General features: G+C 69.3%; 19 protein-coding genes. 9 read left to right on the forward strand and 10 right to left on the reverse strand.

Features of this window, described 5'->3' with window-relative positions; all coding sequences use genetic code 11:
• Nucleotides 1–26 precede the first annotated feature (26 nt).
• From tatA to tatC, 3 genes are read left to right on the forward strand one after another with little or no spacing between them, the layout of a single operon-like run.
• Nucleotides 27–257 (forward strand): Sec-independent protein translocase subunit TatA, encoded by a 231-nt coding sequence (tatA, locus tag AC1PMG_RS21150; protein ID WP_019798768.1) that lies wholly within the window; start codon nt 27–29, stop codon nt 255–257.
• A gap of 15 nt (nt 258–272) precedes the next feature.
• Nucleotides 273–794 (forward strand): Sec-independent protein translocase protein TatB, encoded by a 522-nt coding sequence (gene tatB, locus AC1PMG_RS21155; RefSeq protein ID WP_481110165.1) that lies wholly within the window; start codon nt 273–275, stop codon nt 792–794.
• Nucleotides 791–1,531 (forward strand): twin-arginine translocase subunit TatC, encoded by a 741-nt coding sequence (gene tatC / locus AC1PMG_RS21160; RefSeq protein ID WP_184646866.1) that lies wholly within the window; start codon nt 791–793, stop codon nt 1,529–1,531. The genes tatB and tatC overlap by 4 nt, the downstream gene beginning before the upstream one ends.
• A gap of 163 nt (nt 1,532–1,694) precedes the next feature.
• Here the strand turns inward: tatC and AC1PMG_RS21165 are convergent, their stop codons facing one another.
• From AC1PMG_RS21165 to AC1PMG_RS21190, 6 genes are all read right to left on the reverse strand, one after another.
• Nucleotides 1,695–2,594, reverse strand: a complete 900-nt coding sequence (locus AC1PMG_RS21165) for a BPSS1780 family membrane protein (protein WP_017907962.1) — start codon at nt 2,592–2,594, stop codon at nt 1,695–1,697.
• Between the two features lie 48 nt (nt 2,595–2,642).
• Nucleotides 2,643–3,413, reverse strand: a complete 771-nt coding sequence (locus tag AC1PMG_RS21170; protein WP_481110166.1) for a glutamine amidotransferase — start codon at nt 3,411–3,413, stop codon at nt 2,643–2,645.
• A gap of 125 nt (nt 3,414–3,538) precedes the next feature.
• Entirely contained in the window at nt 3,539–6,235 is a 2,697-nt protein-coding gene (locus AC1PMG_RS21175; RefSeq protein WP_481110167.1) for a bpX6 domain-containing protein, read from the reverse strand.
• Nucleotides 6,228–8,081, reverse strand: coding sequence for a hypothetical protein (locus AC1PMG_RS21180; protein WP_481110168.1), 1,854 nt, complete (start codon nt 8,079–8,081; stop codon nt 6,228–6,230). Before AC1PMG_RS21180 ends, AC1PMG_RS21175 begins: the two co-directional genes overlap by 8 nt.
• Entirely contained in the window at nt 8,078–8,491 is a 414-nt protein-coding gene (locus AC1PMG_RS21185; RefSeq protein ID WP_481110169.1) for a bpX5 domain-containing protein, read from the reverse strand. The genes AC1PMG_RS21180 and AC1PMG_RS21185 overlap by 4 nt, the downstream gene beginning before the upstream one ends.
• Nucleotides 8,488–9,609, reverse strand: a complete 1,122-nt coding sequence (locus tag AC1PMG_RS21190) for an AAA family ATPase (RefSeq protein WP_481110170.1) — start codon at nt 9,607–9,609, stop codon at nt 8,488–8,490. Before AC1PMG_RS21190 ends, AC1PMG_RS21185 begins: the two co-directional genes overlap by 4 nt.
• Nucleotides 9,610–9,934: 325 nt before the next feature.
• On the opposite strand from AC1PMG_RS21190, the gene AC1PMG_RS21195 reads away from it, so the two are divergent.
• Nucleotides 9,935–10,744: a substrate-binding domain-containing protein gene (locus AC1PMG_RS21195; RefSeq protein WP_481110171.1), complete on the forward strand. Its 810-nt coding sequence runs from the start codon at nt 9,935–9,937 to the stop codon at nt 10,742–10,744.
• 110 nt (nt 10,745–10,854) lie between these two features.
• Here the strand turns inward: AC1PMG_RS21195 and AC1PMG_RS21200 are convergent, their stop codons facing one another.
• Nucleotides 10,855–11,778 carry an IS110 family transposase gene (locus AC1PMG_RS21200; RefSeq protein WP_481110172.1) on the reverse strand — a complete coding sequence of 308 codons (924 nt, stop codon included), beginning with the start codon at nt 11,776–11,778 and terminating at the stop codon, nt 10,855–10,857.
• A gap of 378 nt (nt 11,779–12,156) precedes the next feature.
• Entirely contained in the window at nt 12,157–13,977 is a 1,821-nt protein-coding gene (locus tag AC1PMG_RS21205) for a GspE/PulE family protein (protein WP_481110173.1), read from the reverse strand.
• A 75-nt stretch (nt 13,978–14,052) separates the two neighbouring features.
• On the opposite strand from AC1PMG_RS21205, the gene glyQ reads away from it, so the two are divergent.
• The 3 genes from glyQ to glyS are packed head-to-tail and all read left to right on the forward strand — an operon-like array spanning nt 14,053 to nt 17,397.
• On the forward strand, nt 14,053–14,961 hold the full coding sequence (gene glyQ, locus AC1PMG_RS21210) for a glycine--tRNA ligase subunit alpha (RefSeq protein ID WP_342074394.1): 909 nt from the start codon (nt 14,053–14,055) through the stop codon (nt 14,959–14,961).
• Nucleotides 14,962–14,971: 10 nt separating this feature from the next.
• Nucleotides 14,972–15,232 (forward strand): hypothetical protein, encoded by a 261-nt coding sequence (locus AC1PMG_RS21215; RefSeq protein ID WP_481110174.1) that lies wholly within the window; start codon nt 14,972–14,974, stop codon nt 15,230–15,232.
• Between the two features lie 2 nt (nt 15,233–15,234).
• Nucleotides 15,235–17,397, forward strand: coding sequence for a glycine--tRNA ligase subunit beta (gene glyS / locus AC1PMG_RS21220; protein ID WP_481111733.1), 2,163 nt, complete (start codon nt 15,235–15,237; stop codon nt 17,395–17,397).
• Nucleotides 17,398–18,162: 765 nt separating this feature from the next.
• Here glyS and rep read toward each other — a convergent pair.
• Entirely contained in the window at nt 18,163–20,139 is a 1,977-nt protein-coding gene (rep, locus tag AC1PMG_RS21225; RefSeq protein ID WP_481110175.1) for a DNA helicase Rep, read from the reverse strand.
• A gap of 132 nt (nt 20,140–20,271) precedes the next feature.
• Between rep and AC1PMG_RS21230 the strand changes: the two genes are divergently transcribed.
• Together AC1PMG_RS21230 and AC1PMG_RS21235 are read left to right on the forward strand one after the other, a co-directional pair.
• On the forward strand, nt 20,272–20,892 hold the full coding sequence (locus tag AC1PMG_RS21230; protein WP_481110176.1) for a thymidine kinase: 621 nt from the start codon (nt 20,272–20,274) through the stop codon (nt 20,890–20,892).
• Nucleotides 20,893–21,057: 165 nt separating this feature from the next.
• Entirely contained in the window at nt 21,058–21,822 is a 765-nt protein-coding gene (locus AC1PMG_RS21235) for an SEL1-like repeat protein (RefSeq protein ID WP_481110177.1), read from the forward strand.
• Between the two features lie 452 nt (nt 21,823–22,274).
• On the opposite strand, the gene AC1PMG_RS21240 is transcribed toward AC1PMG_RS21235, so the two are convergent.
• Entirely contained in the window at nt 22,275–23,879 is a 1,605-nt protein-coding gene (locus AC1PMG_RS21240) for an OpgD/OpgG family glucan biosynthesis protein (RefSeq protein WP_481110178.1), read from the reverse strand.
• Between the last annotated feature and the right edge of the window lie 174 nt (nt 23,880–24,053).

The following is a 24,053-nucleotide window of genomic DNA, read 5'->3' on the forward strand; positions in this document are numbered from 1 at the left end:
CCTTACGACTTTTCTGCGAGCGGATCATGGGCAGTCTTAGCATCTGGCACTGGCTGGTGGTGCTGGTGATCGTGCTGCTGGTGTTCGGCACCAAGCGGCTGACGAGCGGCGCCAAGGATCTAGGCAACGCGGTCAAGGAATTCAAGAAAGGCATGCGCGACGAGGACAAGCCCGCCGGCCAGCTCGGCGACGAGACGCGCAGCAGCAGCGAGCCGTCCCGCCAGACCCAGGCCGAGCGCGACCGCGACGCGCACTGACGGGACCCCGCCGGCGTGTTCGATATCGGATTCAGCGAACTGCTGGTGATCGCGGTGGTGGCCCTGGTGGTGCTCGGTCCCGAGCGCCTGCCCAAGGCGGCACGCTTCGCCGGGTTGTGGGTGCGCCGCGCCCGCGCGCAATGGGACTCGGTGAAGCAGGAACTGGAACGCGAACTGGAAGCCGAGGAACTCAAGCGCAGCCTGCACGACGTGCAGAGCTCGCTGCGCCAGGCCGAGACCCAGTTTCGCGATGGCAGCGAGGAACTGCAGCGGCAGACCGAGGCGCTGCGCCGCGAGATCGATCCGAACCCGCCGGTGCCGCCTGCCGACAGCGCGCCGTCGACCGTGCCGCCAGCGACAGCCGCCGCAATCGACGCCCCGACTCCGCACGCTCCCGAAACGGCCACGGCCCTGCCCACGCACTCTGCCGCGACGGTGCCGGCCGCCGCGCGCGGTGCCGCCGCACCGCATCCGGCGTCCACCGCCACGGCGCACACCGGCCAGCCGCCCTCCACTGATCCGGAGGCGCCGCGATGAACGTGGAAGCCGAGAGCAGCCTGATCGAACACCTGATCGAACTGCGCGCGCGGCTGATGCGCGCGCTGATCGGCCTGGGCGTGGTGGTGGTGGCGCTGCTGCCCTTCTCCAAGCGCCTGTACTCCTGGCTGGCCGAGCCGATGCTGGCGCAGTTGCCGGTGGGCCAGAGCGTGATCGCCACGCACCCGGCCGGCGCGGTCATTGCGCCGCTGAAGCTGGCGTTCTTCCTGGCCCTGTTCGTGTCCGCCCCCTGGCTGCTGTACCAGGCCTGGGCCTTCGTCGCCCCCGGCCTGTACCAGCGCGAGAAGCGCCTGGCGCTGCCGCTGCTGGCCTCGGCAGTGCTGCTGTTCTACCTCGGCTGCGGCTTCGCCTACTTCCTGGTGCTGCCGGCGGTGTTCCACTTCCTGACCACGTTCAAGCCGGACGTGATCCAGCTCACCCCCGATGCCGGCGCCTACCTGGACTTCGTGCTGGCGATCTTCTTCGCCTTCGGCGCCAGCTTCGAACTGCCGGTGGCGCTGGTGATCCTGGCCCTGCTCGGTTGGGTGACCCCGCAGCAGCTGCGCGAGGGCCGCGGCTACGCGGTGGTCGGCATCTTCGTGCTGGCCGCGGTGCTGACCCCGCCGGACGTGGTCTCGCAACTGATGCTGGCGATCCCGATGTGCCTGCTGTACGAGCTGGGCATCATCGCCGCGGCCGCGGTGACGAAGAAGCCGGGAGTGGAGATTCGGGAGTAGGGATTGGTAAGAGCGGTTCGCTGCGCCTGACGCATCCTCGGGCTCCGGCCAGATAGGCGCCGTCGCACTTGCGCACCTGTACAAAGCAAAACGGCCCCGAGGGGCCGTTTTGCTGTTGCTGTTGCTCTTACGAATCCCCAATCCCGATTCCCCAATCCCGGCTCTACGCCACAAAGACGTTGGAGGGCGGCGGCGGCACCGCCGGCGCGGCATCGCCGGCGTGCACGAACATCTGCTTCCAGGCCGCGTACACGATGCCGGCCAGGACCGGCATCAGCAGCGCCATCAGCAGCAACTGCGCGACCAGCGCGGCCACGGCGGTGCCGACGAGGAGCTGCAGCACCAGCATCACCACGGTCAGCGCGAAATAGAACGCGAACATGGCCAGGAAGGCGAGGACGAAGAACACCAGCATCGCCGGCAGGTTGTGCAGGCAGGCGCGCAGGCCGTGGCCGATGGCGGCGATGCCGTTGCGGCCGTCGAACATCACCTGCGGCGCGAACAGGAACAGGGTCAGCGCCACCGCCACGAACCCGACCGCCACCAGCATCAGCCACAGCAGGATGCGCAGCGCCGGCAGGGTCGCGACCAGTTGCTCCACCTGCAACGGATCGGGCTGCGCGCCGGACTGGCCCAGCTCGTTGAGCTTGTTCATCACCGTGGTCAGCTGCATCCACCCGTCCGGGCCGATCACCACCACCGCCAGCAGGGCCAGCGCCAGCCCGACCACCACCTGCGGCAGCAACGCCACCAGCAGGTTCGGCGTGCGACCGCCGTGCAGGCCCTGCAGCAGGTGCGCCGGCTCGGCGCTGCGGCCCTGGTCGACCTCGCGCACGGCCCACACCAGCCCGCCGAACAGCAATGGCCCGGCCAGCCCCATCAGCAGTTGCGCCAGCATGCCCAGGGTCGGGTTGAGCACGCCCAGGAACAGGGCGATCAGCGCCGCCAGGCCCCAGATCAGTCCGAGCCGGCCCAACGCCCACGGCGCCCGCCGCAGCAGGGACATGCCGGCCAACAGCCATTCCGCGCCGGCCGAGGCCGGCAGCTTGCGAATCTCGATCATTGCCAATCCGAAGTGGGGGACGCCGTACAGCGGCGGCGACTGCACAGATTATCGCGGTTTTGCCTGGCCGCTGCTGTGCTGCCCGCGTGCGTGCTGAACGAAGCGCCGCAACAGTTTGCGTGCCAGCGGTGCGGCGCTGACCTCGCGGGCGATGGTACGGGCGCAGCGTCCGGCGCTGCGTAGACAGTCGGCACGCGCCTGCACGTAGCCGCGCATGTGGTGGGTGGCGAACTCCGGATGGAACTGCAGGCCCCAGGTCGCCTCGCCCCAGCGGAACGCGTGGCACTGGTCCTGCGCCGAGCGCGCCAGCACCGTGGCGCCGGACGGCGCGCGCAGCACCGTCTGCAGATGCGTGGCATGCGCGGGGAAGCGAGGGGGCAGGCCGGCGAACAGCGGATCCTCGGCGGCAGGCGGATGCAGTTCGATATGCACCGTGCCCGATTCGCGCCCGGCCGGGTTGTAGGCGACCTCCCCACCCAGCGCGTGCGCCAGCAACTGGTGGCCATAGCAGATGCCCAGCAGCGGCGTGCCGTCCTCGGCGGCCTCGCGCAGCCAGGCCGCCGAGCGCTCGCTCCAGTCGGCCCGGTCGGTGACGAACGCCGCCGAGCCGGTGACGATCACTCCGGCGAAGTCGCCCCACGCCGGCAAGGCCTCGCCGGCGGCGACATTGGCCACCACCGTCTCGCGCTCGGCCAGGCCGGCGGCGACGCGGATCCAGTGCGGGAAGCGTCCGTAGCGCCGCATCGTCGCCACCGGTTCACCGGTTTCGAGGATCAGGAAGGGCGCAGCACGGCGACGGACGGGAGAAGCGAACGGCATGGTGGGATTCTAGACGCCGTCGCCGTGGATTGTTCAAGGCCGCGCGGCGGTGGCGGCATAGCCATATAACTGGCGATCATGAGCCGATGTGGGCCTGTCCGAAGACGAGACGCAATGCCGCCGGTTTAGTGCAGCGACAGCGCATGCGCCAGCGACAGCGACAGGTCGATATCCAGCAGGCGGCCGTCCTCCGCGAACAGCAACAGGTGCCCCGGCTGCTCGCGCGCTTGCAGGGACAACCCGCTCGGTAGCGCCAGATCGGCAATGCGATCGCCGTCGGAGAAGCGAACGATGAAGTAACGGCTGGCCTGATCCAGACGCACACCAGCCAGCATCCCGTGTTCGAGCGCGACGAAGCGCGCATCGACCTTCTCCGATGGCATCGGCGGCAGCACGCACACGCCCCGGGCGTTGCCATTGCGGAATACGAAGGCATTGGCCCCGTCCTCGTTCACCTCCAGACGTGGTTGCTGCATCCCGCCCAGGCGGTGTGGCATGACCGGCACATCAGGTTGCAGGACGATGTCATCGCGCCCGCGCAGGCGCCTGTGCGGCAGCATGTACGTCCACTCCTGCAAGGTCTCGGCGGTACGCACCAGGAACACCTCGCAGTCCTCGAAAAAGGCGGCGGCGACGATCGGACCTGGCAGGTCGCCGACGTGCCACAGTACCTCCACCAGCCCCTTGCCGATGTCGATGACCAGAATGCGGCCGTCCACCACCACGGTCCAGCCAGTCCCGATGAGGGTAGGCGCGGCGAACTGCAGGGCCAGTGCGCCGAGTTCGATGCTGCTGCGGGTGGTCAGGTCGAGCCGCGCGATCCGCGAGACGCGCTCGCGCGGCGCCAGCGCCAGCGCGACCTGCCCGCTGGCCGCGAGCACCAACCGATACGCCGGCACCGCATAGTGCTGAACCACCCGCCCATGGGCATCAAGGACTGCCGCGCCGGCCTCGCCCAGGGCGACCAGATACTGCCGGTCGGGCAGGACTGCGGCGTCGTGGATCCGCTGCACGCCGGCGGCAGGCAGCGCCAGCGCCAGGGGGCTGCGCAGGCGCCAGAAGGGCGTCGGCTGGCCCGCCTGCGCGACGCGCCACGGTGGCATGTCGCTCTTCAGGCAAGGATCGGCCGCCAGTTTCAGCAGGCGCTCCAGATCGCTGCGCCCCAAACCGTTGCGGCCGGCGCTGCAATCGGCGGCGACGGCGGGGAGGACGCAGGCGGCCAGACGCCGCAATGCGGCGCTGTTGCCGCCGATCGCCAGCAAGGCATTCGCCAGCGCCGCGCGCGGCTGCGGGTCGGCCGCCGGATCGGCCAACGCCTCGATCCTGTCGGCGTACTGCTGCAGCGTGTCCGGCAACAGGCTGGCGCGCTGCACCAGGGCGCGGGCCGACAAGGTAGCGCCGGCCTGTTCTGCGGCCAGCAACCATTGCAACGCGAGATCGCGTGCCTCGTGCAGCGGCCAGACCACCTCGACCGCTTCCAGCCAGTCGCCGCTCTCGACCAGGGCGTGGCCCCATTCCAGCCGCAACTGCGCCGCCAGCGCCGGATGGGTGCCCTGCAACTGGCTGACTGCGTCGGCGAAGGCGCGGTCGCGCCGGGCAACCTGGGTCGCACGGCGGACATCGCCGCCGAGCATCAGCAGCCGGATGATCAGGGCCGGCGGCATCTCCCAAACCATGGCCAACTCGGCCGCCTGCGCGTGGCGCCCATGCTCGACCAGGTAATCCAACGCCTCCTGGCGCGCATTGAGCAGTTCGGCCAGGACGAACACCGCTTCGTCGATCCGGCCCTTGCGGTTCAGCGCGGCAAACGCCTCCCGGTACATGCGCCGCAGGTGCGCGGTCAGATCTTCGCCCAGGTCCAGGCTGGCGCCCTGCCCGATCCGTCCCGAGAGTTGCAGGCTCTCGCGCCGCCCAGGCGTACCGAACGCCTGCCCCAGCGACTGCCCGGTCGCATCTACGGGCAGGGCATTGCGCAAGGCTTCGTCCAGGTCGCCGCGGTCGAACATCGCCATCATCCGGCGCAGGTAGGCACCATGCCGATACCCGATCAGCTTGCCTACTCGGCTGATTGTGGCCAGCCGTGCGAGGGTGTCGCGCCAGGCACTGGGCCGCCGCTGGGCGCGCTGGCGTGCGGGAATACCGCCGCTGGCCGCCGCGGGCACCCTGATCCCCGACCCCAGCAGCCAGCGTGCCAACAAGGCGGCGACGGCGCCGAGCATGCCTTCGCGCACCGCAGCGATGCCGTCGCGCAGCGCATCTGCCGTCCGCGCACCGGCCATCGCCCGCAGGAACGCCTCGCTTTCCGCGCTGCGCGGCGGGATGGCCCGACCCAATACACTGCGCACGTCCTTTCCCTGCAACTGCGCCACGTCCAGCACCGGCGACGCGACGTGGCAATTGTAGGGCTCAAGTACCCGGTAGGCGTCCAACGCGATCGCCTCGGACAGGTCCAGCACCTCGCCCTGGGCGAAGCGCAGCCCCACCACGGCGGCGCCGGCGACCAGGCCGATTTCCATGGCCGGCAACGCGGCCCGTTCCTCGTCCGTCAACGGTGCCGAGTACAACGCTCCCTGCAGGCGGCGCAAGGGTACCTCGCCCATCGTTTCGCACTGCATCGGCTGCGCGCGGGCGAAGCACAGCATGTCGCCGGCCGCGAACCGATAGGCCCGGCAACCAGGGTGCCAGGCGGCCAGCATACGCGCCGTCCGCACCGGCGCCGGCAGCACGTCGGCGGGCCACCACAGCGCGTCCAGCGCCTGCCATCCGCGCCACATAGGGTCGCGTACGGCGGCGGCGGACGCGGCCTGCTTCGCCTCAGTCATCTCGGTCGTCCCCGCGCGGTCCCTGCGCCTGCAGCAGTACGTTGCCTCCGCCCTCGCCCAAAACACGCAGTTGCCCAGCCAGATCGACCAGAGCGACCCCGCTACCGTCCGGCGCCACCGAGGCGGCGCTGATGTCGTTCGATGCCTGGTACACGATCTCCTGGCCCTGTTCGCCGATCGCGATCACGGTGCGTCGGTCGGGACGCAGCAGCAACAGCCGGCTGCGCTCTGGACGCTGCGGATCCTGTACCGGACCCAGCAGCTTCGCGCCTGCCGGCAGGCGCAGTTCCAACTCGGAAAAGCCGTCCTGAGGTCCGCCTTGGTACAGGCGGCAGATACCGCCATCGTCGTGCTGACCGAGGTACTCCAGGCACAACGCACCGCGCCAATGGCCTTCCCGCACCTGTCCGCGGACCAGCAACTGGACCGGACGCGCCGGCACCGCCAACTGGGTCAGCAGTTCGATATTGCCTTCGCGGTGCAGGTAGTTGACACGTAGGCGGTCGTCTTCGCAGCGGGCATACAACAGACGCTGCCCGTCGATCTGCTGCATCGCCAGTACTCGATCGTCCACCTGGACATGCGCGGGCATGTCGCGTCCGGGGCGCGTGCTGGCGTTGGTCCAGGACAGCAGTCGCCCAGCGGCGTCCAGGATCACCACCCGCTGCGTCTGCGATTTGCTTGCTCGCAGCCAGGCGCAGTGCAGCCAGACCGCGGCGCTGGGCACAGCGGCGAACGCATCGGCCGGCGGCCGCGCGACGGGCTGGAACCACGGCATCTTCCAGAAGTACAGCCCGTCGTGCACGGCGGCCACGCCAGCCAGTTCCTTGTTGGCGATCACGCCGCACAGCAACTCGCCGCTGGCCGGCCAGGCGCTGTAGCGCGGCTTCGCCTTCTTGCGCCTGCTCTCCTCGCGGAGCGTCAGCAGCACCACCTGATGGATCCCGGCCAGCGGCAGCGCCAGATGCCGGCCATCCATACTGAACAACGGCGGTTGCCGCAATGACAAGCGGCCGTTCAGGGATTCGGTCGCGACCACGGCCCCGGGCAGGGCCAGCGGAGCCGGCGCCAGCAAGAACTCGCCGCGCAGCAGCCGCGAGGCTCGGCCTGCGTCGGGCAGGCTGAGTGTCAGTTGGCGATGCGCCCGTGGCGTCCTGACCGACACCGACAGCCGATCGTCGAAGCCGTGCCGGACCCCGACCTGATGGTCGCCGCGGCCGGTCGCGACGTCACCGGCGGTCATCCACCAGCACTCGCTGGCCGCTTGGCCGCGGCCGGCGAGATGGCGCTGCCAGGCGGTGTGCTCGGTCTGCTTCGCCAGCGCGTGAGTACGCGCCTGCAGCAGCGCGCGCAAGGCCTCCGCGGTCGCCGCCTCATGCACCTCGCCCGGCCGCTGCAGCACGCCCCAGGCGAAGCGCGCGCCGGCCGCTTGCGCGCGCCGCGCCAACAGGATCCACATCGCCACATGCAGCAGGCGCGGCGCGCCGCATTGCGCCGGGCCAGCGTCGAACAGCGCCAGGACCAGCGCGTCGCTGCGTGGGCGGGCGAGCTTGGGCGCCAGGAACAGGTGTTCGTGGTGCGCGGCGCGGCGCAGGAATTCGTCGGGCAGCAGGTCGGCCACTGCCCATTCGCTCAGGACCAGGCGTTCGTAGGGACCGCGGCGGCGCAGATCGTCGATCCCGTCCGGATCGGCGACACCGCGCTGCATGCGCGCCGTGCCGCGACCGAGCAGCGGATCCAGCCGTAGCAGCCAGTCGCCGACCATCGCCGCGATGTCCGCATCGAACCACGCCAGCCACGCATGCCATGGCTGCAGCGCCGGCGGCAGCGGGAATGCCGCATTCATACGGCCCAGCGCCCGCGGATCTGCTCCAGCACCGCCGCACCGGCCGGCAGCAGCCGCTGCAGCGGCACCAGCACCGACGGCGTGCGCAGCAGCAGCCAGGGCGCCCCCGGATGACGCCGCGCCACGGCCTGGGCTAGCAGATCCAGCGGAATGTCCGGGCACTGCGTCGTCGGCAGCCACAGCGCCGGCGCGGCCGGACGCGGCGCGATGTACTGCCCCTCGTCGATCCACGGCAGCGCAGCCTCCGGACCGGTCACCACCACCAGGTCGGCGGTCGCCGTCACCATCAGCACGTCGGGCTGCGCGCTGCGCGCGACACACGCCAGCAGGCGCTGCGCGCGCTGCCTGCCCACGCCGACCACGCCCTGCGGCGGCGGCGGTGCAGGATCGTCCTGCCACCCCCAGGTCATGCGCTGGCGCCGATCCGCTCGATCAGGCGCGCGCGCTCGACGGCCAGCAGCTCCGGCAAGGAGGCAGCGGTGAAGTTGGCATCGATCTCGCGCAACACTGCTTCGGCGCCGCGCGTCTCGACCGCACCGGCATCGGCCAGGCAACGCTGGGCGGCTTCCAGCAGCCGCGCTACCCGGGACAGCGGCTGCAGTGCCGCCTGTTCCGAGGCGGCACGCAGGGTCGGATTGGCGGCCAGCGCAAGGGTCTCGCGCAGCGCGTCCTGCGCGGCGGCCTGCGATTCCCGCGTCGGCATCACATAGAACAACGGCCACAGGTCCGCTTCGGTCGCGACGCTGCGGCCGGCCAGCACCGCCGCGGCCGCCACCAGGCGCTGGGTCTTGACGATGCGGCGGTCGGACAGCGCCAGGCCGGCCGCACGCAGGGTCCGAATCGCCTGCGCCATCAGGCGGCGTGCGTCGTCCATCCGCACCTGCCGGACCTGACCGGCAAGAATGTCCAAGTCGGCCAGATCGGCCGCCGGCACTACCGCACTACGCTCGACCTGCCAACCGCCGGCCAGCAGCGCTTCCAGTTGGTGGTCCCGCACCGCGTCGACGAACACATGCAGCAGGAAGCGATCGGCGAACGCCGCCAGCGACTCGTCATCCGGCAGCGCATTGGCAGCGCCCACGCAGATGCGCAGCGGGCAGGCCAGATCGGTGTGGCCGCGGCGGAAGCGGCGTTCGTTCAGCACCCCCAACAAGGTATTGAGGATGGCCGTGGAGCCCAGAAATACCTCGTCGAGAAACGCGACGTCCGCCTCCGGCAGCATCCCGGCGACGTCGGTTTCGACCACGCCCTCGCGCAACTTGCGAAGATCGACCGGGCCGAACAGTTCCGACGGCTCGGTGAAGCGGCCCAGCAGATACTCGAAGTAGCGACCGCCGAGCGCGGTGGCGACGCGCCGGACCACCGCGCTCTTGGCGGTGCCGGGCGGACCGACGATCAGCAGATGCTCCTCGGCGATCGCCGCCAGCACCATCAGTTCGGCGAGTTGATCGCGCTCGATCAGACCGGTGGTGGCGGAACGGACGGCCTCGCGGACGCGGGCGGCGGCAGATGCGGTAGTGGTGGACATGCAGGCAATCGGCAGGGTGCGCCATGCGTGGCGGTACACGCCACGGCACACAGGACGGAGGGTTCGAATGCACTCTAGAACAATCCGATGACGGCGAACACCGCGACCCCCGCACTGCGTGCGATGGCGGCGCGCGTTCCTGTTCCTGGTCCGACGACGACGGGCGGCAATGGCGCGACCGAGGCGGTGCCGCGCATTGCCGTGCGTGGATCGCTCTGACGATCTGGCACGGCATGCGGCCAAGTTTCGATGCACCAGCAGCGGCTTCCCATCCGCTTCAGCGCGGATCGCGCAGGCTGTCGCTCTTTCCCCTGGCAGGTTCGCGATGCGCAGTTCCCTGATTCCATTGACCCTGGCCGCGCTGCTGCTCGCGTCCGCCTCGACGGCAGCGGCGCCGGAAGCCGGCCGTCCCGCCCAGCCCACGACGCTGACGGTGCTCAGTTCCGGCGGCATCATGGGCGCGATTCGCGCCGTCGCGCCCGACTACGAACGGGCCACAGGCGTGAAGCTGCACATCGAGGCGGCGCCGTCGATGGGCGACACGCCGCAGGCGATCCCCAACCGCCTCGCCCGTCACGAGCCGGCGGACGTGCTGCTGATGGTCGGTGCGGCGCTGGATAAGCTGGTCGCCAACGGCCAGGCGCGCGCCGCCAGCCGCGTGGACCTGGGTGAGTCCTACATCGCCATGGCGGTCAAACAGGGCGCGCCCAAGCCGGACATCTCCACGATGGAGGCCTTCCGCAAGACCTTGCTCGACAGCCAGTCGGTGGCCTACTCCGACAGCGCCAGCGGCGTCTATCTGTCGCGCACGCTGTTCCCGCGGATGCGGCTCGGCAACGGTTTCGCCGCCAAGGCGCGGATGATTCCCGCCGAGCCGGTCGGCGCGGTGGTCGCGCGCGGCAAGGCGCAACTCGGCTTCCAGCAACTGAGCGAACTCAAGCCGGTCCCGGGCATCGCCATCGTCGGCCTGATCCCCGGGCAAGCGCAGCAGATGACGCTGTACTCCGGCGCCGTCGCCACCGCCAGTGCGCAACCGCAGGCGGCGCAGGCGCTGCTGGCGTATCTGGCGTCTCCGGCCGCGGCCAAGGCCATTGCGGACAGCGGGCTCACGCCGCTTGCCGGGAAGAAGGAATAGTCGCGGCACGGAAGCTGCGTCCGGCATCCTCGTCCGACACGTGGGCGGCGCGCATCATTCCCTGTAGCGCCGCGGGGCCAGGCACGCCCTTGCCCTGTAGGAGTCAACTGTCAAGCAGCCGCGATGACAGGAGGAGCGTATTGGGCCTGATCGCGCGCGATGGCATTGAGCCAGCGCAGGAACTTGTGCATGCAGGCGACGATGGCGACCTTGGCCGGCTTGCCCGCTGCGCGCAGGCGCGCGTAGGTGTTGGCCAAGGGGGATTTGGCGCGGATGCTGGCCCAGGTGGCCATGTACAGCACGCCTCGCACGTCGGCACGTCCGCCTTTGATGCGGCGCTGGCCTTTCCAGCAACCACTGTCGTGATTGAACGGGGCCAGTCCGACCAAGGCGGCGATCTTGCGCGGCGGCAGCGTGCCCAGTTCCGGCAGCCGCGCGGCCAGGACCGCGCGCAGGATCGTGCCGAGCCCTGGCACCTTGGGGAGGCTCGAGCAGGTCCTGCCCTGCTGCTCGATCTCCTGCGTCAACGTCTGGATCTGCTGGTTCAGCAGAGCGATTACCTCTCGGCAGTGGCGTTGCACCTTGGCGCTGGTGATGTGCTCCAGGCGCCGCCGATGGGCATCGCGCTGACCGACCACGGTGGCGCGCAGGTCCAGCAGTTCGCGAAGAGACTGCTGGTGCTCGGGCACCACGGGCGTGGGCGTGGTCGGGATGCGCTGGGCAGCCATGGCCAGCAGGCGCGCGTCCAGGGCATCGGTCTTGGCATGCAGGCTCAAGGCCTGGGCTAGCTTGCGCGGACGATCGGCGGCCATCCGCACCGCCGGCAGGCCTGCCTTTCGGAGCACCTGCAGCACGGCACGTTCGTAGCCACCGCTGGCTTCCAGCACGATCCGCTCGCAGCCCAGCCCAGCCAGACGTTGGGCCAGCGCACACTGCCCCTGTGGCGTATTGGGCTGGGTCCAGGCCTGCTCGTCCGGCAGGACATGAATGACCAGTTCGGCCTTGGATACATCGATCCCGACATAGCGCCGCATAGACGTTCTCCACAGTAGACTCAGGGACGAGAGCGCTCCTGCCGATGCCCATGCTTGTGGAGTTCGAGCTCGTCACTCGGGCAACTGTTCGGGCTTGTCAGGCAGGAGAACCGGAGTGCGGCGGCGCTGACTCCTACTCGTGCTCGCTTGGCACTGCGGCTAAACGGCCTGCCGCACTCCGCTCTCACCTGCAACGATAGACTCTCATTTGACACAAGCGGCTTCAGCCGCGACGAGGCGTTACCGGGAACGCCCAGTCGCGGCTGAAGCCGCTCCTACGACGGTGCGATCTCTCCGGATGGGACGTTCCGGCGGGTGCATCGGGCGCGGCTGGCCACCGGATCAGAAGTCCCATGCCGACCACGCCCTCCCGCCCACTCACTCCCGCGGCGGCAGCACCGACAGCACTTCTTCGATCGTGGTCAGCCCGGCGGCCACCTTTTCCAGGCCGGCGCGGCGCAGCGTGCGCACGCCCTCGTCCTGGGCGGCGCGGCTGAAGCCGGCCAGGTCCATGTCGGCGCGGATCAGGGTGCGCAGGCGTGGCGTCACCGGCAGCAGTTCGTACAGGCCCACGCGGCCCAGGTAGCCGGTGCGGCGGCATTCCAGGCAGCCGACCGGGGCGTAGGGCTGCAGTGTGTCGGGCAAGGCCTCGCCCGGTTCGCGCAGCGCGTCCCACTCGTGCGGCTCCAGCGTGTGCGGGCGCTTGCAGTGGCTGCACAGGGTACGCACCAGGCGCTGCGCCAGCACGCCGTTGAGGGTGGAGGCGACCAGGTAATGCGGCACGCCCAGGTCGAGCAGGCGGGTGATCGCCGAGGGCGCATCGTTGGTGTGCAGGGTCGACAGCACCAGGTGCCCGGTCAGCGAGGCCTGCACCGCCATCTGTGCGGTTTCCAGGTCGCGGATCTCGCCGATCATGATGATGTCCGGGTCCTGCCGCAGCAGGGTGCGCACGCCGCTGGCGAAGTCCAGGTCGATGTTGGTCTGCACCTGCATCTGGTTGAATTCGGTGGCGATCATCTCGATCGGGTCCTCCACGCTGCACACGTTCACATCCGGCGTGGCCAGGCGCTTGAGCGTGGAGTACAACGTGGTGGTCTTGCCCGAGCCGGTGGGGCCGGTGACCAGCACGATGCCGTGCGGGCGTTCCACCAGCGCGTTCCAGCCGGCCGCTTCCTGCGCGCTGAAGCCGAGCTGGTCCACGCTCTTGAACGCCGCATCCGGGTCGAAAATGCGCATCACGCACTTCTCGCCGAACGCGGTAGGCATGGTCGACAGGCGCATCTCGGTCTCGCGCCCGCCCGGCGAGCGGGTCTTGATGCGCCCGTCCTGCGGGCGCCGCCGCTCGGCCAGGTCCATGCGCCCGAGCACCTTGATGCGGCTGACGATGGCGGTCATCACCGCCGGCGGCACTTCCAGCACCTTGTGCAGCACGCCGTCGATGCGGAAGCGCATGCGCCCGGCCTCGCGCCGCGGCTCCAGGTGGATGTCGCTGGCGCGCTGTTCGTAGGCGTACTGCAGCAGCCAGTCGACGATGTGCACGATGTGGTGGTCGTCGGCGTTGACGTCGCCGCCGCGGCCCAGTTCCACCAGCTGCTCGAAACTGGGCAGGCCGCTGCTCTGTTCGGTGCGCCCGTCCTTGGCGCCGCGCACCGAGCGGGTCACGCCGAAGAACTCCATCGTGTAGCGATGCAGGTCCAGCGGGTTGACCACCACCACGTCGATGCGGCGCCGCGCCAGGTGCTGCACGTCGCCGAGCCAGTCCAGCGCCAACGGCTCGCTGGTCGCCACCAGCAGTCGCTCGGGCTGCAGGGCCAGCGGCAGGATGCGGTGGCGGCGCGCATAGGCATGCGAGACCACGCCGGTGACCGCGGCCACGTCGACCCGGGTCGGGTCGATGCGCAGGTAGGGCAGGCCGCAGCGCTGCGCCAGCCATTCGGTCAGCCGCTCCAGGCTCAGCTCGCTGCCCGGCGGACGGGTCGCGGCGAGTTTCAGGTTGGACAACAGCACCAGCGGATGCACGTCGCTGACGGTGCGTGCGGTCTGCGCCGAGAACTGCACGCGGCCGCGTTCGGCCGGCGCGACCAGGCCATCGGCGAGCAGCGCGGCGGCCACACGTTCGAAGCTCAGCCGGCCCGGCGGCAACGCCACGGCGGGCTCGGCGGGCAACGACGCGGGCGGCGCGGCAGGGCGCGAATCCATGGTCCAGGTCCGGTGCGCGGAAGTCCCCGCGAGTCGGTCGCTATACTAGCGCACCCCTCAACCGGCCCCTGCTAGATGTCCGTCACCCGGTCCGTACCGATCACGTTCCAGGGTCTGATCCAGACCCTCAACCAGTTCTGGGCGCAGCACGGCTGCGTGCTGATCCAATCGCTGGACCTGGAAGTGGGTGCCGGCACCTTCCACCCGTCCACGTTCCTGCGTGCGCTCGGACCGGAGCCGTGGAATGCGGCCTACGTGCAGCCGAGCCGCCGCCCGACCGACGGCCGCTACGGCGAAAATCCGAATCGCCTGCAGCGCTACTACCAGTACCAGGTGGCGATGAAGCCGAACCCGGACAACATCCAGCAGTTGTACCTGGACTCGCTCAAGGCGCTGGGCATCGATCCGCTGGTGCACGACCTGCGCTTCGTCGAGGACAACTGGGAATCGCCCACGCTCGGCGCCTGGGGCCTGGGCTGGGAGGTGTGGCTCAACGGCATGGAAGTCACCCAGTTCACCTACTTCCAGCAGGCCGGCGGCCTGGAGTGCAAGCCGGTGCTGGGCGAGATCACCTACGGTCTCGAGCGCCTGTGCATGTACCTGCAGAACTGCGACAACGTCTACGACCTGGTATGGACCTACGGCCCCGACGGCACCCCGGTCACCTACGGCGACGTCTACCACCAGAACGAGGTGGAGCAGAGCGCGTACAACTTCGAACACGCCAACGTGGCCGAGCTGTTCCACCGCTTCGACGCGTGCGAGCAGGAAGCGCAGGCGCTGGTCGAGGTTGGGCTGCCGCTGCCGGCGTACGAGCAGGTGACCAAGGCCAGCCACGCCTTCAACCTGCTCGACGCACGCCGCGCGATCTCGGTGACCGAACGCCAGCGCTACATCCTGCGCGTACGCGCGCTGGCGCAGGCGGTGGCCAAGGCCTACTACGCGCAGCGCGAGAAGCTCGGCTTCCCCGGCGTGAAGCGCTGAGGCGCGGCCGATGCGGTCTGATCGGGAGCTGTTCGTGATGCTCGGCCTGCTGTGGTCGGCGCCGTTGGCGTTCGGCTACTTCTGCGCCTGGTGGGCGCAGCAGCGCGGGCGCAGCGCCTTTGGCTGGTTCCTGTTCGGCTGCTTCCTGCTGCCGGTGGCCGGCTTGTGGCTGCTGGCGATCAACGGCGACGACCGCGATGGTCGTGGCAAGCCTAAAGACAAATCGATTGGGCGCAGCGACCTGCTGGCGACCCGGAAGGACGTGATATGAGCATGCATCCCCTGCTGATCGAACTGGGCACCGAGGAACTGCCGGTCAAGGCATTGCCGGGCCTGGCCCAGGCGCTGTTCGACGGCGTGATCGCCGGGCTGGAGAAGCGCGGCATCGCGGTCGAGCGTGGCGACGCCAAGCCGCTGTCCACGCCGCGCCGGCTGGCAGTGCTGCTGCCGGGCGTGGCCGTCGAGCAACCGGAGCAGCGCGCGGAAGTGCTCGGCCCCTACCTCAACATCGCGCTGGACGCGGATGGCCAGCCGACCAAGGCGCTGCAGGGTTTCGCCGCCAAGGCCGGGATCGACTGGACCGCGCTGGAACGCACCAGCGACGCCAAGGGCGAGCGCTTCGTGCACCGTGCGGTGAATCCGGGCGCGCGCACCGCGACGCTGCTGCCGGAGATCCTGCGCGAGGCGATCGCGGCGATGCCGATCCCCAAGCCGATGCGCTGGGGCGATCACGACTATGGCTTCGCGCGGCCGGTGCAGTGGCTGGTGCTGCTGTTCGGCAACGAGGTGGTGCCGATGCCGCTGTTCGGCGTGGAGGCCGGCCGCGACAGCCGCGGCCACCGCTTCCTGCACGACGCGCCGGTGCCGCTGGCGCAGCCGGGCGACTACGTGGCCGCGCTGCAGGCCGCGCAGGTGCTGGTGGACCCGGACGTGCGCCGCGCGCGCATCGTCGCCGAGGTCGAACAGGCCGCGCGCGAGGCCGGCGGCAGCGCGCGCATCGCCGAAGACAACCTGGAGCAGGTGGTGAACCTGGTCGAATGGCCGTCGGCAGTGCTGTGCAAGTTCGAGCCGGCGTTCCTGGCGGTGCCGCAGGAAGCGCTGATCGAGACCATGGAGAGCAACCAGAAGTTCTTCCCGGTACTGGACGACGGCGGCAAGCTCACCGAGCATTTCATCGGCATCGCCAACATCGTTTCGCGCGACGTCGCCGAAGTGGCCAAGGGCTACGAGCGGGTGATCCGCCCGCGTTTCGCCGACGCCAAGTTCTTCTTCGACGAAGACCTCAAGCAGGGCCTGGAGGCGATGGGCGCCGGCCTGGCCAGCGTCACCTACCAGGCCAAGCTTGGCAGCATCGCCGACAAGGTGCAGCGCGTTGCCGCGCTGGCCGAGGCGATCGCCGCGCAGATCGGCGTGGATCCGGCGCAGGCGCGCCGCGCCGCCGAACTGAGCAAGAACGACCTGCAGTCGCGCATGGTCAACGAGTTCCCGGAACTGCAAGGCATTGCCGGCCGCCATTACGCCGTCGCCGCGGGCGAACCCAGCGAGATCGCCCTGGCGATCGACGAGGCCTACCAGCCGCGCTTCGCCGGCGACGACATCGCGCTGTCGCCGCTGGGCAAGGTGCTCGCGATTGCCGAACGTTTGGACACGCTGGCCGGTGGGTTTGCCGCAGGGTTGAAGCCGACCGGCAACAAGGATCCGTTCGCGCTGCGGCGCAATGCGCTGGGGTTGGCGCGGACGGTGATTGAGAGTGGGTTTGATGTGGATCTGGAAGAAATGCTCGGCTCTGCCCTAATCCAGGTTCAACACGCACTTGCTGACGTTAGCGCTCGCGAGAAGATTCAAGCGCTTATTGCCGCAAAGAAAGCAGGGATCAAGACGTCGTCGGGCGTGACTGTATCTGCGTCGCTGAAGGGTTCTCTTGCAGAAGAAATTTACGACTTCATCCTTGACCGTCTGCGTGGCTACTACGCCGACAAGGGCGTGCCGACGACGCAGTTCAACGCGGTGGCGGAACTGAAGCCAGCTTCGCTGTACGACTTCGACCGCCGCATCGACGCGATCGGCACCTTCGCCGCATTGCCGGAGGCCGAGGCGCTGGCCGCGGCCAACAAGCGCATCCGCAACATCCTGCGCAAGGCCGAGGGCGAGATTCCGGCGCAGATCGATGTGGGCCTGCTGCGCGAGCCGGCCGAGCGCGCGCTGGCCGAGGCAGTGGAAGCGGCGATCGCCGAGACCGACGGCGCGCTGCGCCAGCACGACTACGTCACCGTGCTGAACTTCCTGGCGCGGCTGCGCCCGCAGGTGGACGCGTTCTTCGACGGCGTGATGGTCAACGCCGACGACCCGGCGCTGCGCCGCAACCGCCTGGCCCTGCTCAAGCGCCTGGGCGACCGCCTCGGCAGCGTCGCGGCGATCGAGCACCTGTCGGCGTAAGCGCCAGTGGCGTTGAACGAGAGACGGGCCGCCTAGCGCGGCCCGTTCTCATTTTGTAGAGATGGCTGCTGCCGCGATGCGCGGCGCGACTGGCTTCGGCACACCGCAATGCGTCGGGACTGAAGTCCCTCCCACAGTGCATTGGCCGTGTGCTCCGCAAGCCTCGGCAGGAGCCGCGCGTGTTTCTGCCGCGGCGAAAGAAACCAGCAATCACACCGCAGAGAACGCGCCTGGCCGGAGTCCTCCAACCCTGCACACAACGAACAGTATGTGAGCGCCCGCAATCAAGCCCCTCTCCCCCCGGGAGAGGGGTTGGGGTGAGGATACGGCGCGAAGCGACTCGCAGCGTTTGGGCACACGAGGCTGCGCCCATACCCTCATCCGCCCCTGCGGGGCACCTTCTCCCGAGGGGAGAAGGAACAGCCGACTAGCCCCTCTCCCACCGGGAAAGAGGTTGGGGTGAGGGTACGGCGCGAAGCGACCCGCGGAGTGTGGGCACACAAGGCTTCGCCCGTACCCTCATCCGCCCCTTCGGGGCACCTTCTCCCGAGGGGAGAAGGAACAGCCGACTAGCCCCTCTCCCACCGGGAGAGGGGTTGGGGTGAGGGTGCGGCGCGAAGCGACTCGCAGCGTTTGGGTATACGAGGCTTCGCCCGTACCCTCATCCGCCCCTGCGGGGCACCTTCTCCCGAGGGGAGAAGGAACAGCGAGCGCGACGCACCCCGCCGTTACGAATCCCCAATCCCAACTCCCCAATCCCCGCCTCTAATCAAACAACGCCTGGATCGCCGCCAACCCCGCATTCGCGCGCTCCTTCTTGCGCGCGGCGTCGGCTACCGGATCGGCGCCGTCGCGCTGCATTTCCTCGGCCGGGATCTCGTCGAAGAAGCGGCTGGGCTTGAGCCGGATATGCTCGCCGAACTTGCGGGTGAGCTTGCTGTAGCTCATCCACAGCTGCTCCTTGGCGCGGGTGATGCCCACGTACAACAGACGCCGCTCTTCCTGCAGGTTGCCTTCTTCCAGGCTGACCTCGTGCGGCAGCACGCCGTCCTCGCAGCCGACGATGAACACGTAGCGGAACTCCAGGCCCTTGGAGGCGTGCATGGTCATCATCCGCACCTGGTTGCCGCCGTCGTCCTTGTCGTTGCGCGACAGCAGCGCCAGCTGCGCGGCCAGGTCGCCGACGGTGGCGCCGCGCGGGCCGCCCTCGAACCACTTGGCCAGTTCCTCCAGGTTGCCGCGGCGGCGCTGGAACGTCGCTTCGTCCTTGCATTGGCTGCGCAGTTCGCGGATCAGCCCCGACTGCTCGGCGAGCTGGCGCACCACGTCGGCCGAGGACAGCGTGGCCGAGGCCGTGCGGAGTTCGTGCAGGATGTCGACGAAGTCGCTCAGGCCGTTGGCCGCGCGCGGCGGCAACTGCTGCAGCGCGCCCACCGACTCGGCCGCGCGCGACATCGGCAGGTGCTTGGCCGAGGCCAGTTCGGCCAGCTTGGCCAGCGAGGTCGCGCCGACCTCGCGCTTGGGCGCCTGCACCGCGCGCAGGAACGCCGCGTCGTCGTCGGGATTGACCAGCAGGCGCAGCCAGGACAGCACGTCCTTGACCTCCTGCCGCTCCAGGAACGCGGTGCCGCCGGTGATGTGGTACGGCACGCTGGCCATCTGCAGCGCCTTTTCCAGCGGCCGCGACTGGAAGTTGCCGCGGAACAGGATGCAGAAGTCGCTCCACGGCACCTGCTTGGCGGTGCCCAGGTAGGCGATCTCAGCAGCCACCTTCTCCGCCTCGTGCTCGCTGTCGCGGCACTCCCACACGCGGATGCGCTCGCCGTCGGCCTGGTCGCTCCACAGCGTCTTCAGATGCTCGTGCGGGTTGTGCGCGATCAAGGCGTTGGCCGCGCGCAGCACGCGGTTGGAGCAGCGGTAGTTCTGTTCCAGCTTGATGATCTGCAGGGCCGGATAGTCGCGGCCCATCTGCATCAGGTTCTCCGGGTTGGCGCCGCGCCAGGCGTAGATGCTCTGGTCGTCGTCGCCCACGCAGGTGAAGTTGCCGCGTGGGCCGGCCAGCATCTTCAGCAGCCGGTACTGCGCATCGTTGGTGTCCTGGCTTTCGTCCACCAGCAGATAGCCGATGCGTTCGCGCCAGGCCATCACGATGTCCTCGTTCTCCTCCAGCACCTGCACCGGCAGGCGGATCAGGTCGTCGAAGTCCACCGCGTTGAAGGTGCTCAGCCGTGCCTGGTAGCGCTCGTACAGGCTGGCCGCTTCCTGCTCGCGGTTGCTGCGCGCCGCCGCCATCGCCTGTTCCGGCGACAACCCAGCGTTCTTGGCGCGCGAGATCAGGTTCTTGGCGTCCTCGATCGCATCGGGCTTGGCCCCGGGCATCAGGTCCTTGATCTGCGCGGCGGCATCGTCGGCGTCGAAGATCGAGAAACCGCGCTTCAGGCCCACCGCGGCATGTTCGATCTGCAGGAACTTCAGGCCCAGGGCGTGGAAGGTGCAGATGGTCAGGCCGTCGGCGGCCTCGCTGCGGATGCGCTTGGCCACGCGCTCGCGCATTTCCTTGGCCGACTTGTTGGTGAAGGTGATCGCGGCGATGCGCTTGGCCGGGTAGCGGCCGCTGGCGATCAGGTGCGCGATCTTTTCCACGATCACGCGGGTCTTGCCGCTGCCGGCGCCGGCCAGCACCAGCAACGGACCCTCGCAATGCAGGACCGCGGCGCGTTGGGGAGGATTGAGACCGTGCATGAAGACTTCCCTTGGCCGCGCATTGTAACGGGCACCGGCCGGCGCCGACGCCCCACCGCCGCGCCGGCGCTGAACCGGTTCGCGAACCGCCCGGCGGCCGGGGCGCGCGGCCGCCGCGCTAGAATCGGCGGCATGGCGAAACTGTATTTCTACTATTCGGCGATGAACGCCGGCAAGACCACCACGCTGCTGCAGTCGGCGCACAACTACCGCGAGCGCGGCATGCGCACGGCGATCCTGACGCCGCGGCTGGACCATCGCGCCGGCAGCGGCGTGGTCGCCTCGCGCATCGGCCTGCGCGCCGACGGCATGGGCTTCGGCGCCGACACCGATCTGCTGGCCACCATCGAGGCCGACATCGTCAGCCACGGACCCCTGCATTGCGTGCTGGTGGACGAAGCGCAGTTCCTCAGCCGCGCGCAGGTCTGGCAGCTCAGCGAAGTGGTCGACCGGCTGCGCATCCCGGTGCTGTGCTACGGCCTGCGCACCGATTTCCGCGGCGAGCTGTTCGAAGGCAGCCAGTACCTGCTGGCCTGGGCCGACGAGCTGCAGGAGATCAAGACCATCTGCCACACCGGCAGCAAGGCGACGATGACCGTGCGCGTGGACGAGAACGGCCATGCGGTGCAGGACGGCCCGCAGGTGGAGATCGGCGGCAACGAACGCTACGTGTCGGTCAGCCGCCCCGAGTTCAAGAAGATCATGCGCGGCGAAGGGCGCATCGATCCGCTGCAGATCGCGCTGCCGCTGTAACCCGGATGCAACGCGCGACGCACCGCACTGGTGCGTCGGATCGGACCGCGATGAACCGCCGCTGACGATTGCCGCGCAGGCGCCCGTGCCTATGCCATCAGTCTATGGAGCGCGCCCAAGCGGCATGCCTAGAATCGCGCCGATCGCACTCATGGGATGAGGAACATGGTTTCGTTGAAAGGATTTTTCGCAGGTAGCGGCACCGCGTTGGCCTGTGCCCTGCTGCTCGCCCTGCCCGGCCGCGCCGCTGCGGCCCCGGGCGACCACACCTTCCAGGACATCCCGGCGCAGGTACTCACCGACGGGTTCCTCGACGCGCACCTGGACCTGTTCTATCGCCGTGCCGGCATCCGCGCCGACAAGAAGGGCGAGTACGCCGAGGCCAGGAAGCAGTACCAGCTGGCCGCACGCTATGCCGACAAGCCGTCGCAGGCGCGGTTGGGCGAGATGTACTGGGAAGGCCAGGGCGGCGCCGCCGACCATACGATGGGCTTCCTGTGGATGGCGCTGGCCGCCGAGCGCGGCTACGACCAGTTCGGCGCGCGCAAGATGGAGTACTGGAACCAGCTGACCCCGGACGAGCGCAAGCGCGCGGCCAAGCTCGACAAGTCGATGCTCGCCGAGTACGGCGACCAGGTCGCCAAGCCGCGCCAGGAAGCGGTCCTGCGGCGCGAAGCGATGCGCAGCACCGGCGGCCTGCTCGGCCACTCCGCCGCGGCCGGCCCGCTGTCGATCAACGGCCCGCGCGGCGGAAGCATCGATCCGGAAGTGTTCTACGCCAAGCAGTTCTGGGAACCGAGCGCGTACTGGAAACTGCAGGACCAGGTGTGGGACGGCCGCACCCCGGGCCGGGTCGACATCGGCGATGTCGAGGACATCAGCACGGAAGGTACGCCGCCCCCGCCGCCGCAGGAGCCGGCCAAGCATTGAGTGCAGGTCTGTCTTCGCGTCGCGTCTGTGGCGCAGCGCGAAGCGCGTCGGGACTGAAGTCCTCTCACAAGGAACGTCCGGTGTCGCCCCGGGTTCCCGCGCGGCAACGCCTGTCTGTATGCCGGATCGGGGCTGGGGTCCGCCTTCTCGGTTAGGAGCGGTCGCGGCTGAAGCCGCTCCTACGGTTGGAGACGGGCGCCATGCAGGCAGCGCAGGCGTGCGCTTCTTGGAGGCGTGGCAACGCAGTTGCGCAAGCGCCGCCCCCGTTGCACCCGTTGTAGGAGCGGCTTCAGCCGCGACGAAGCAACCCGTCGGCTACGCGCCACCGCAACCCTGAGGCATCAGGACGCAACCAGGACATCCCAACCCGCGCGCGCACCCGCGAAAGGTGTGGCCATCTGCACTTCGAAGATGCGACGGGCACGCACTTCGGTACTGCATGCCCACCCCGCTCAATACAGCTTGCGCTCGGCCGCCGGCGGCGGCGTCCACTGGTACAGCCAGGTCTCGGTGAGCGGGCGCTCGCCGCTGCGCAGGTACAGGCGGATGTCGATCTGCTCGGTGCCTTCGTCCGGCGGCACCACGTCGAACATCGCGCGGTAGCCGGAAATCTCGTGCAGCGGCCGCGCCGAGACGATCTCGGTGCGGCCGCGGTTGAGCTGCAGCACCGCCTCGACCTTGGCGTCCTTCTCCTTGCCCAGCTTGGCCAGTTCGCCACCGACGAAATCCACCGCGAAGCGCCACGAGAAGTAATGCCGCTTCTGCCCGACCACGCCGCCCAGGCCGGTACGCGTGGCCACGCAGTGCGCCAGCGGCGAGGACGCCGGCGCCTGTGCGCCCCAGTACAGGCGGTAGCCGAACAGCAGCTCCTGGCCGGGCTGCGGCTTGTCCTGCGGATTCCAGAACGCGACGATGTTGTCGAAGGTCTCGTCGACGGTGGGGATTTCCACCAGTTGCACCGAGCCCTTGCCCCAGCCCTGCTTCGGCTCCACCCACAGGCACGGGCGCTTCTCGTAGAACACACCGTCGTCCTGGTAATGATCGAAGTTGCGGTCGCGCTGCAGCAGGCCGAAACCGCGCGGGTTCTCGTCGACGAACATGTTGAAGCGCAGGTGCGGCGGATTGCACAGCGGCCGCCAGATCCATTCGCCGCCGCCGGTCCACATCGCCAAGCCGTCGGTGTCGTGGATTTCTGGGCGCCAGTCCCAATCCATGCGGCGGTCGTTCTCGCCCACCTGGTACATGCTGGTGCACGGCCCCAGGCCCAGGCGCTCGATGGTCTTGCGCGGATACAGCGCACTGTCGATGTCCATCAGCAGCACGTCGCCGTTGGTGATCGCGAAGCGGTAGGCGCCGGCCACGCTGGGCGAATCCAGCAGTGCGTACACCACCACCGTGTCCGAGCCGGCCTTGGGCTGCTCCAGCCAATAGGCGATGAAGTCCGGGAATTCCTCCGGCCCGCCGGTGCCGGTATCGATCGCCAAGCCGCGCGCTGACTGGCCGTACTGGCCCTCCTTGCCCACCGCACGGAAGTAGCTGGCGCCGAGGAACGCGGCGAAGTCGCGCTCGGTGTCCTGCTTGGTGTTGAGGCGGAAGCCGGCGAAGCCCAGTTCCTTCGGCAGCGGCTTGCCCTTCAGCCCGCTGCTGCCGTAATCGAACGCCGCGCTGTCGTAGGCCAGTTCCTGCGCCTGCCCGTCGACCAGGTCGAACATGTGCACCGGGGTCTTGAAGTACAGGCCCAGGTGGAAGAACTTGGCCTGGAACTTCGGGCCCTGCTCGGCCGCCCACAACGCATGGTCCTGGCGGTAGCGGATCGACTGGTACTGGTCCCAGGTCAGGCCCTCCACCGGCGCCGGCAGCACCCGCTTGTGGCTCTGGTACGGCGCATCGGCCATGGCCCGCGCGTGGCCCTTGAGCCAGGCGTAGTCGAACGGCTGCGGCTTGCCCAGGCGGCGCAGGCCCACCGCAGGGGCCGCCTGGCCGAGCATCGGCATCGCCGGCAAGCCCATGGCGGCGAAGGCGGCGGCGGCGTTCTTGAGGAAATCGCGTCGTTGCATGGCCGGGATCGAAACGGAAAAGGACGCCCATCATAGACAAGCGGCGCCGAAGGTGGCGGTGATGGTGTCCGTGGGAGTGCGTCCCGGGCGTAGACGTGCGGGAGGGGAGCCGGCGGGCCCGGGCGACACGGTTTGCCGAGCCGACCACATCGGCGTCGCTATGCCCGAGTGGGC

It is taken from the genome of Xanthomonas sp. NCPPB 2250, from assembly GCF_056725265.1.

Bases quoted from the DNA above. Each gene is read 5' to 3' on its own strand.
- tatA (WP_019798768.1), top strand. From the start codon at position 27: ATGGGCAGTCTTAGCATCTGGCACTGGCTGGTGGTGCTGGTGATCGTG.
- tatC (WP_184646866.1), top strand. From the start codon at position 791: ATGAACGTGGAAGCCGAGAGCAGCCTGATCGAACACCTGATCGAACTG.
- AC1PMG_RS21165 (WP_017907962.1), bottom strand. From the start codon at position 2,594: ATGATCGAGATTCGCAAGCTGCCGGCCTCGGCCGGCGCGGAATGGCTG.
- AC1PMG_RS21170 (WP_481110166.1), bottom strand. From the start codon at position 3,413: ATGCCGTTCGCTTCTCCCGTCCGTCGCCGTGCTGCGCCCTTCCTGATC.
- AC1PMG_RS21175 (WP_481110167.1), bottom strand. From the start codon at position 6,235: ATGACTGAGGCGAAGCAGGCCGCGTCCGCCGCCGCCGTACGCGACCCT.
- AC1PMG_RS21180 (WP_481110168.1), bottom strand. From the start codon at position 8,081: ATGAATGCGGCATTCCCGCTGCCGCCGGCGCTGCAGCCATGGCATGCG.
- AC1PMG_RS21185 (WP_481110169.1), bottom strand. From the start codon at position 8,491: ATGACCTGGGGGTGGCAGGACGATCCTGCACCGCCGCCGCCGCAGGGC.
- AC1PMG_RS21190 (WP_481110170.1), bottom strand. From the start codon at position 9,609: ATGTCCACCACTACCGCATCTGCCGCCGCCCGCGTCCGCGAGGCCGTC.
- AC1PMG_RS21195 (WP_481110171.1), top strand. From the start codon at position 9,935: ATGCGCAGTTCCCTGATTCCATTGACCCTGGCCGCGCTGCTGCTCGCG.
- AC1PMG_RS21200 (WP_481110172.1), bottom strand. From the start codon at position 11,778: ATGCGGCGCTATGTCGGGATCGATGTATCCAAGGCCGAACTGGTCATT.
- AC1PMG_RS21205 (WP_481110173.1), bottom strand. From the start codon at position 13,977: ATGGATTCGCGCCCTGCCGCGCCGCCCGCGTCGTTGCCCGCCGAGCCC.
- glyQ (WP_342074394.1), top strand. From the start codon at position 14,053: ATGTCCGTCACCCGGTCCGTACCGATCACGTTCCAGGGTCTGATCCAG.
- AC1PMG_RS21215 (WP_481110174.1), top strand. From the start codon at position 14,972: ATGCGGTCTGATCGGGAGCTGTTCGTGATGCTCGGCCTGCTGTGGTCG.
- glyS (WP_481111733.1), top strand. From the start codon at position 15,235: ATGCATCCCCTGCTGATCGAACTGGGCACCGAGGAACTGCCGGTCAAG.
- rep (WP_481110175.1), bottom strand. From the start codon at position 20,139: ATGCACGGTCTCAATCCTCCCCAACGCGCCGCGGTCCTGCATTGCGAG.
- AC1PMG_RS21230 (WP_481110176.1), top strand. From the start codon at position 20,272: ATGGCGAAACTGTATTTCTACTATTCGGCGATGAACGCCGGCAAGACC.
- AC1PMG_RS21235 (WP_481110177.1), top strand. From the start codon at position 21,058: ATGGTTTCGTTGAAAGGATTTTTCGCAGGTAGCGGCACCGCGTTGGCC.
- AC1PMG_RS21240 (WP_481110178.1), bottom strand. From the start codon at position 23,879: ATGCAACGACGCGATTTCCTCAAGAACGCCGCCGCCGCCTTCGCCGCC.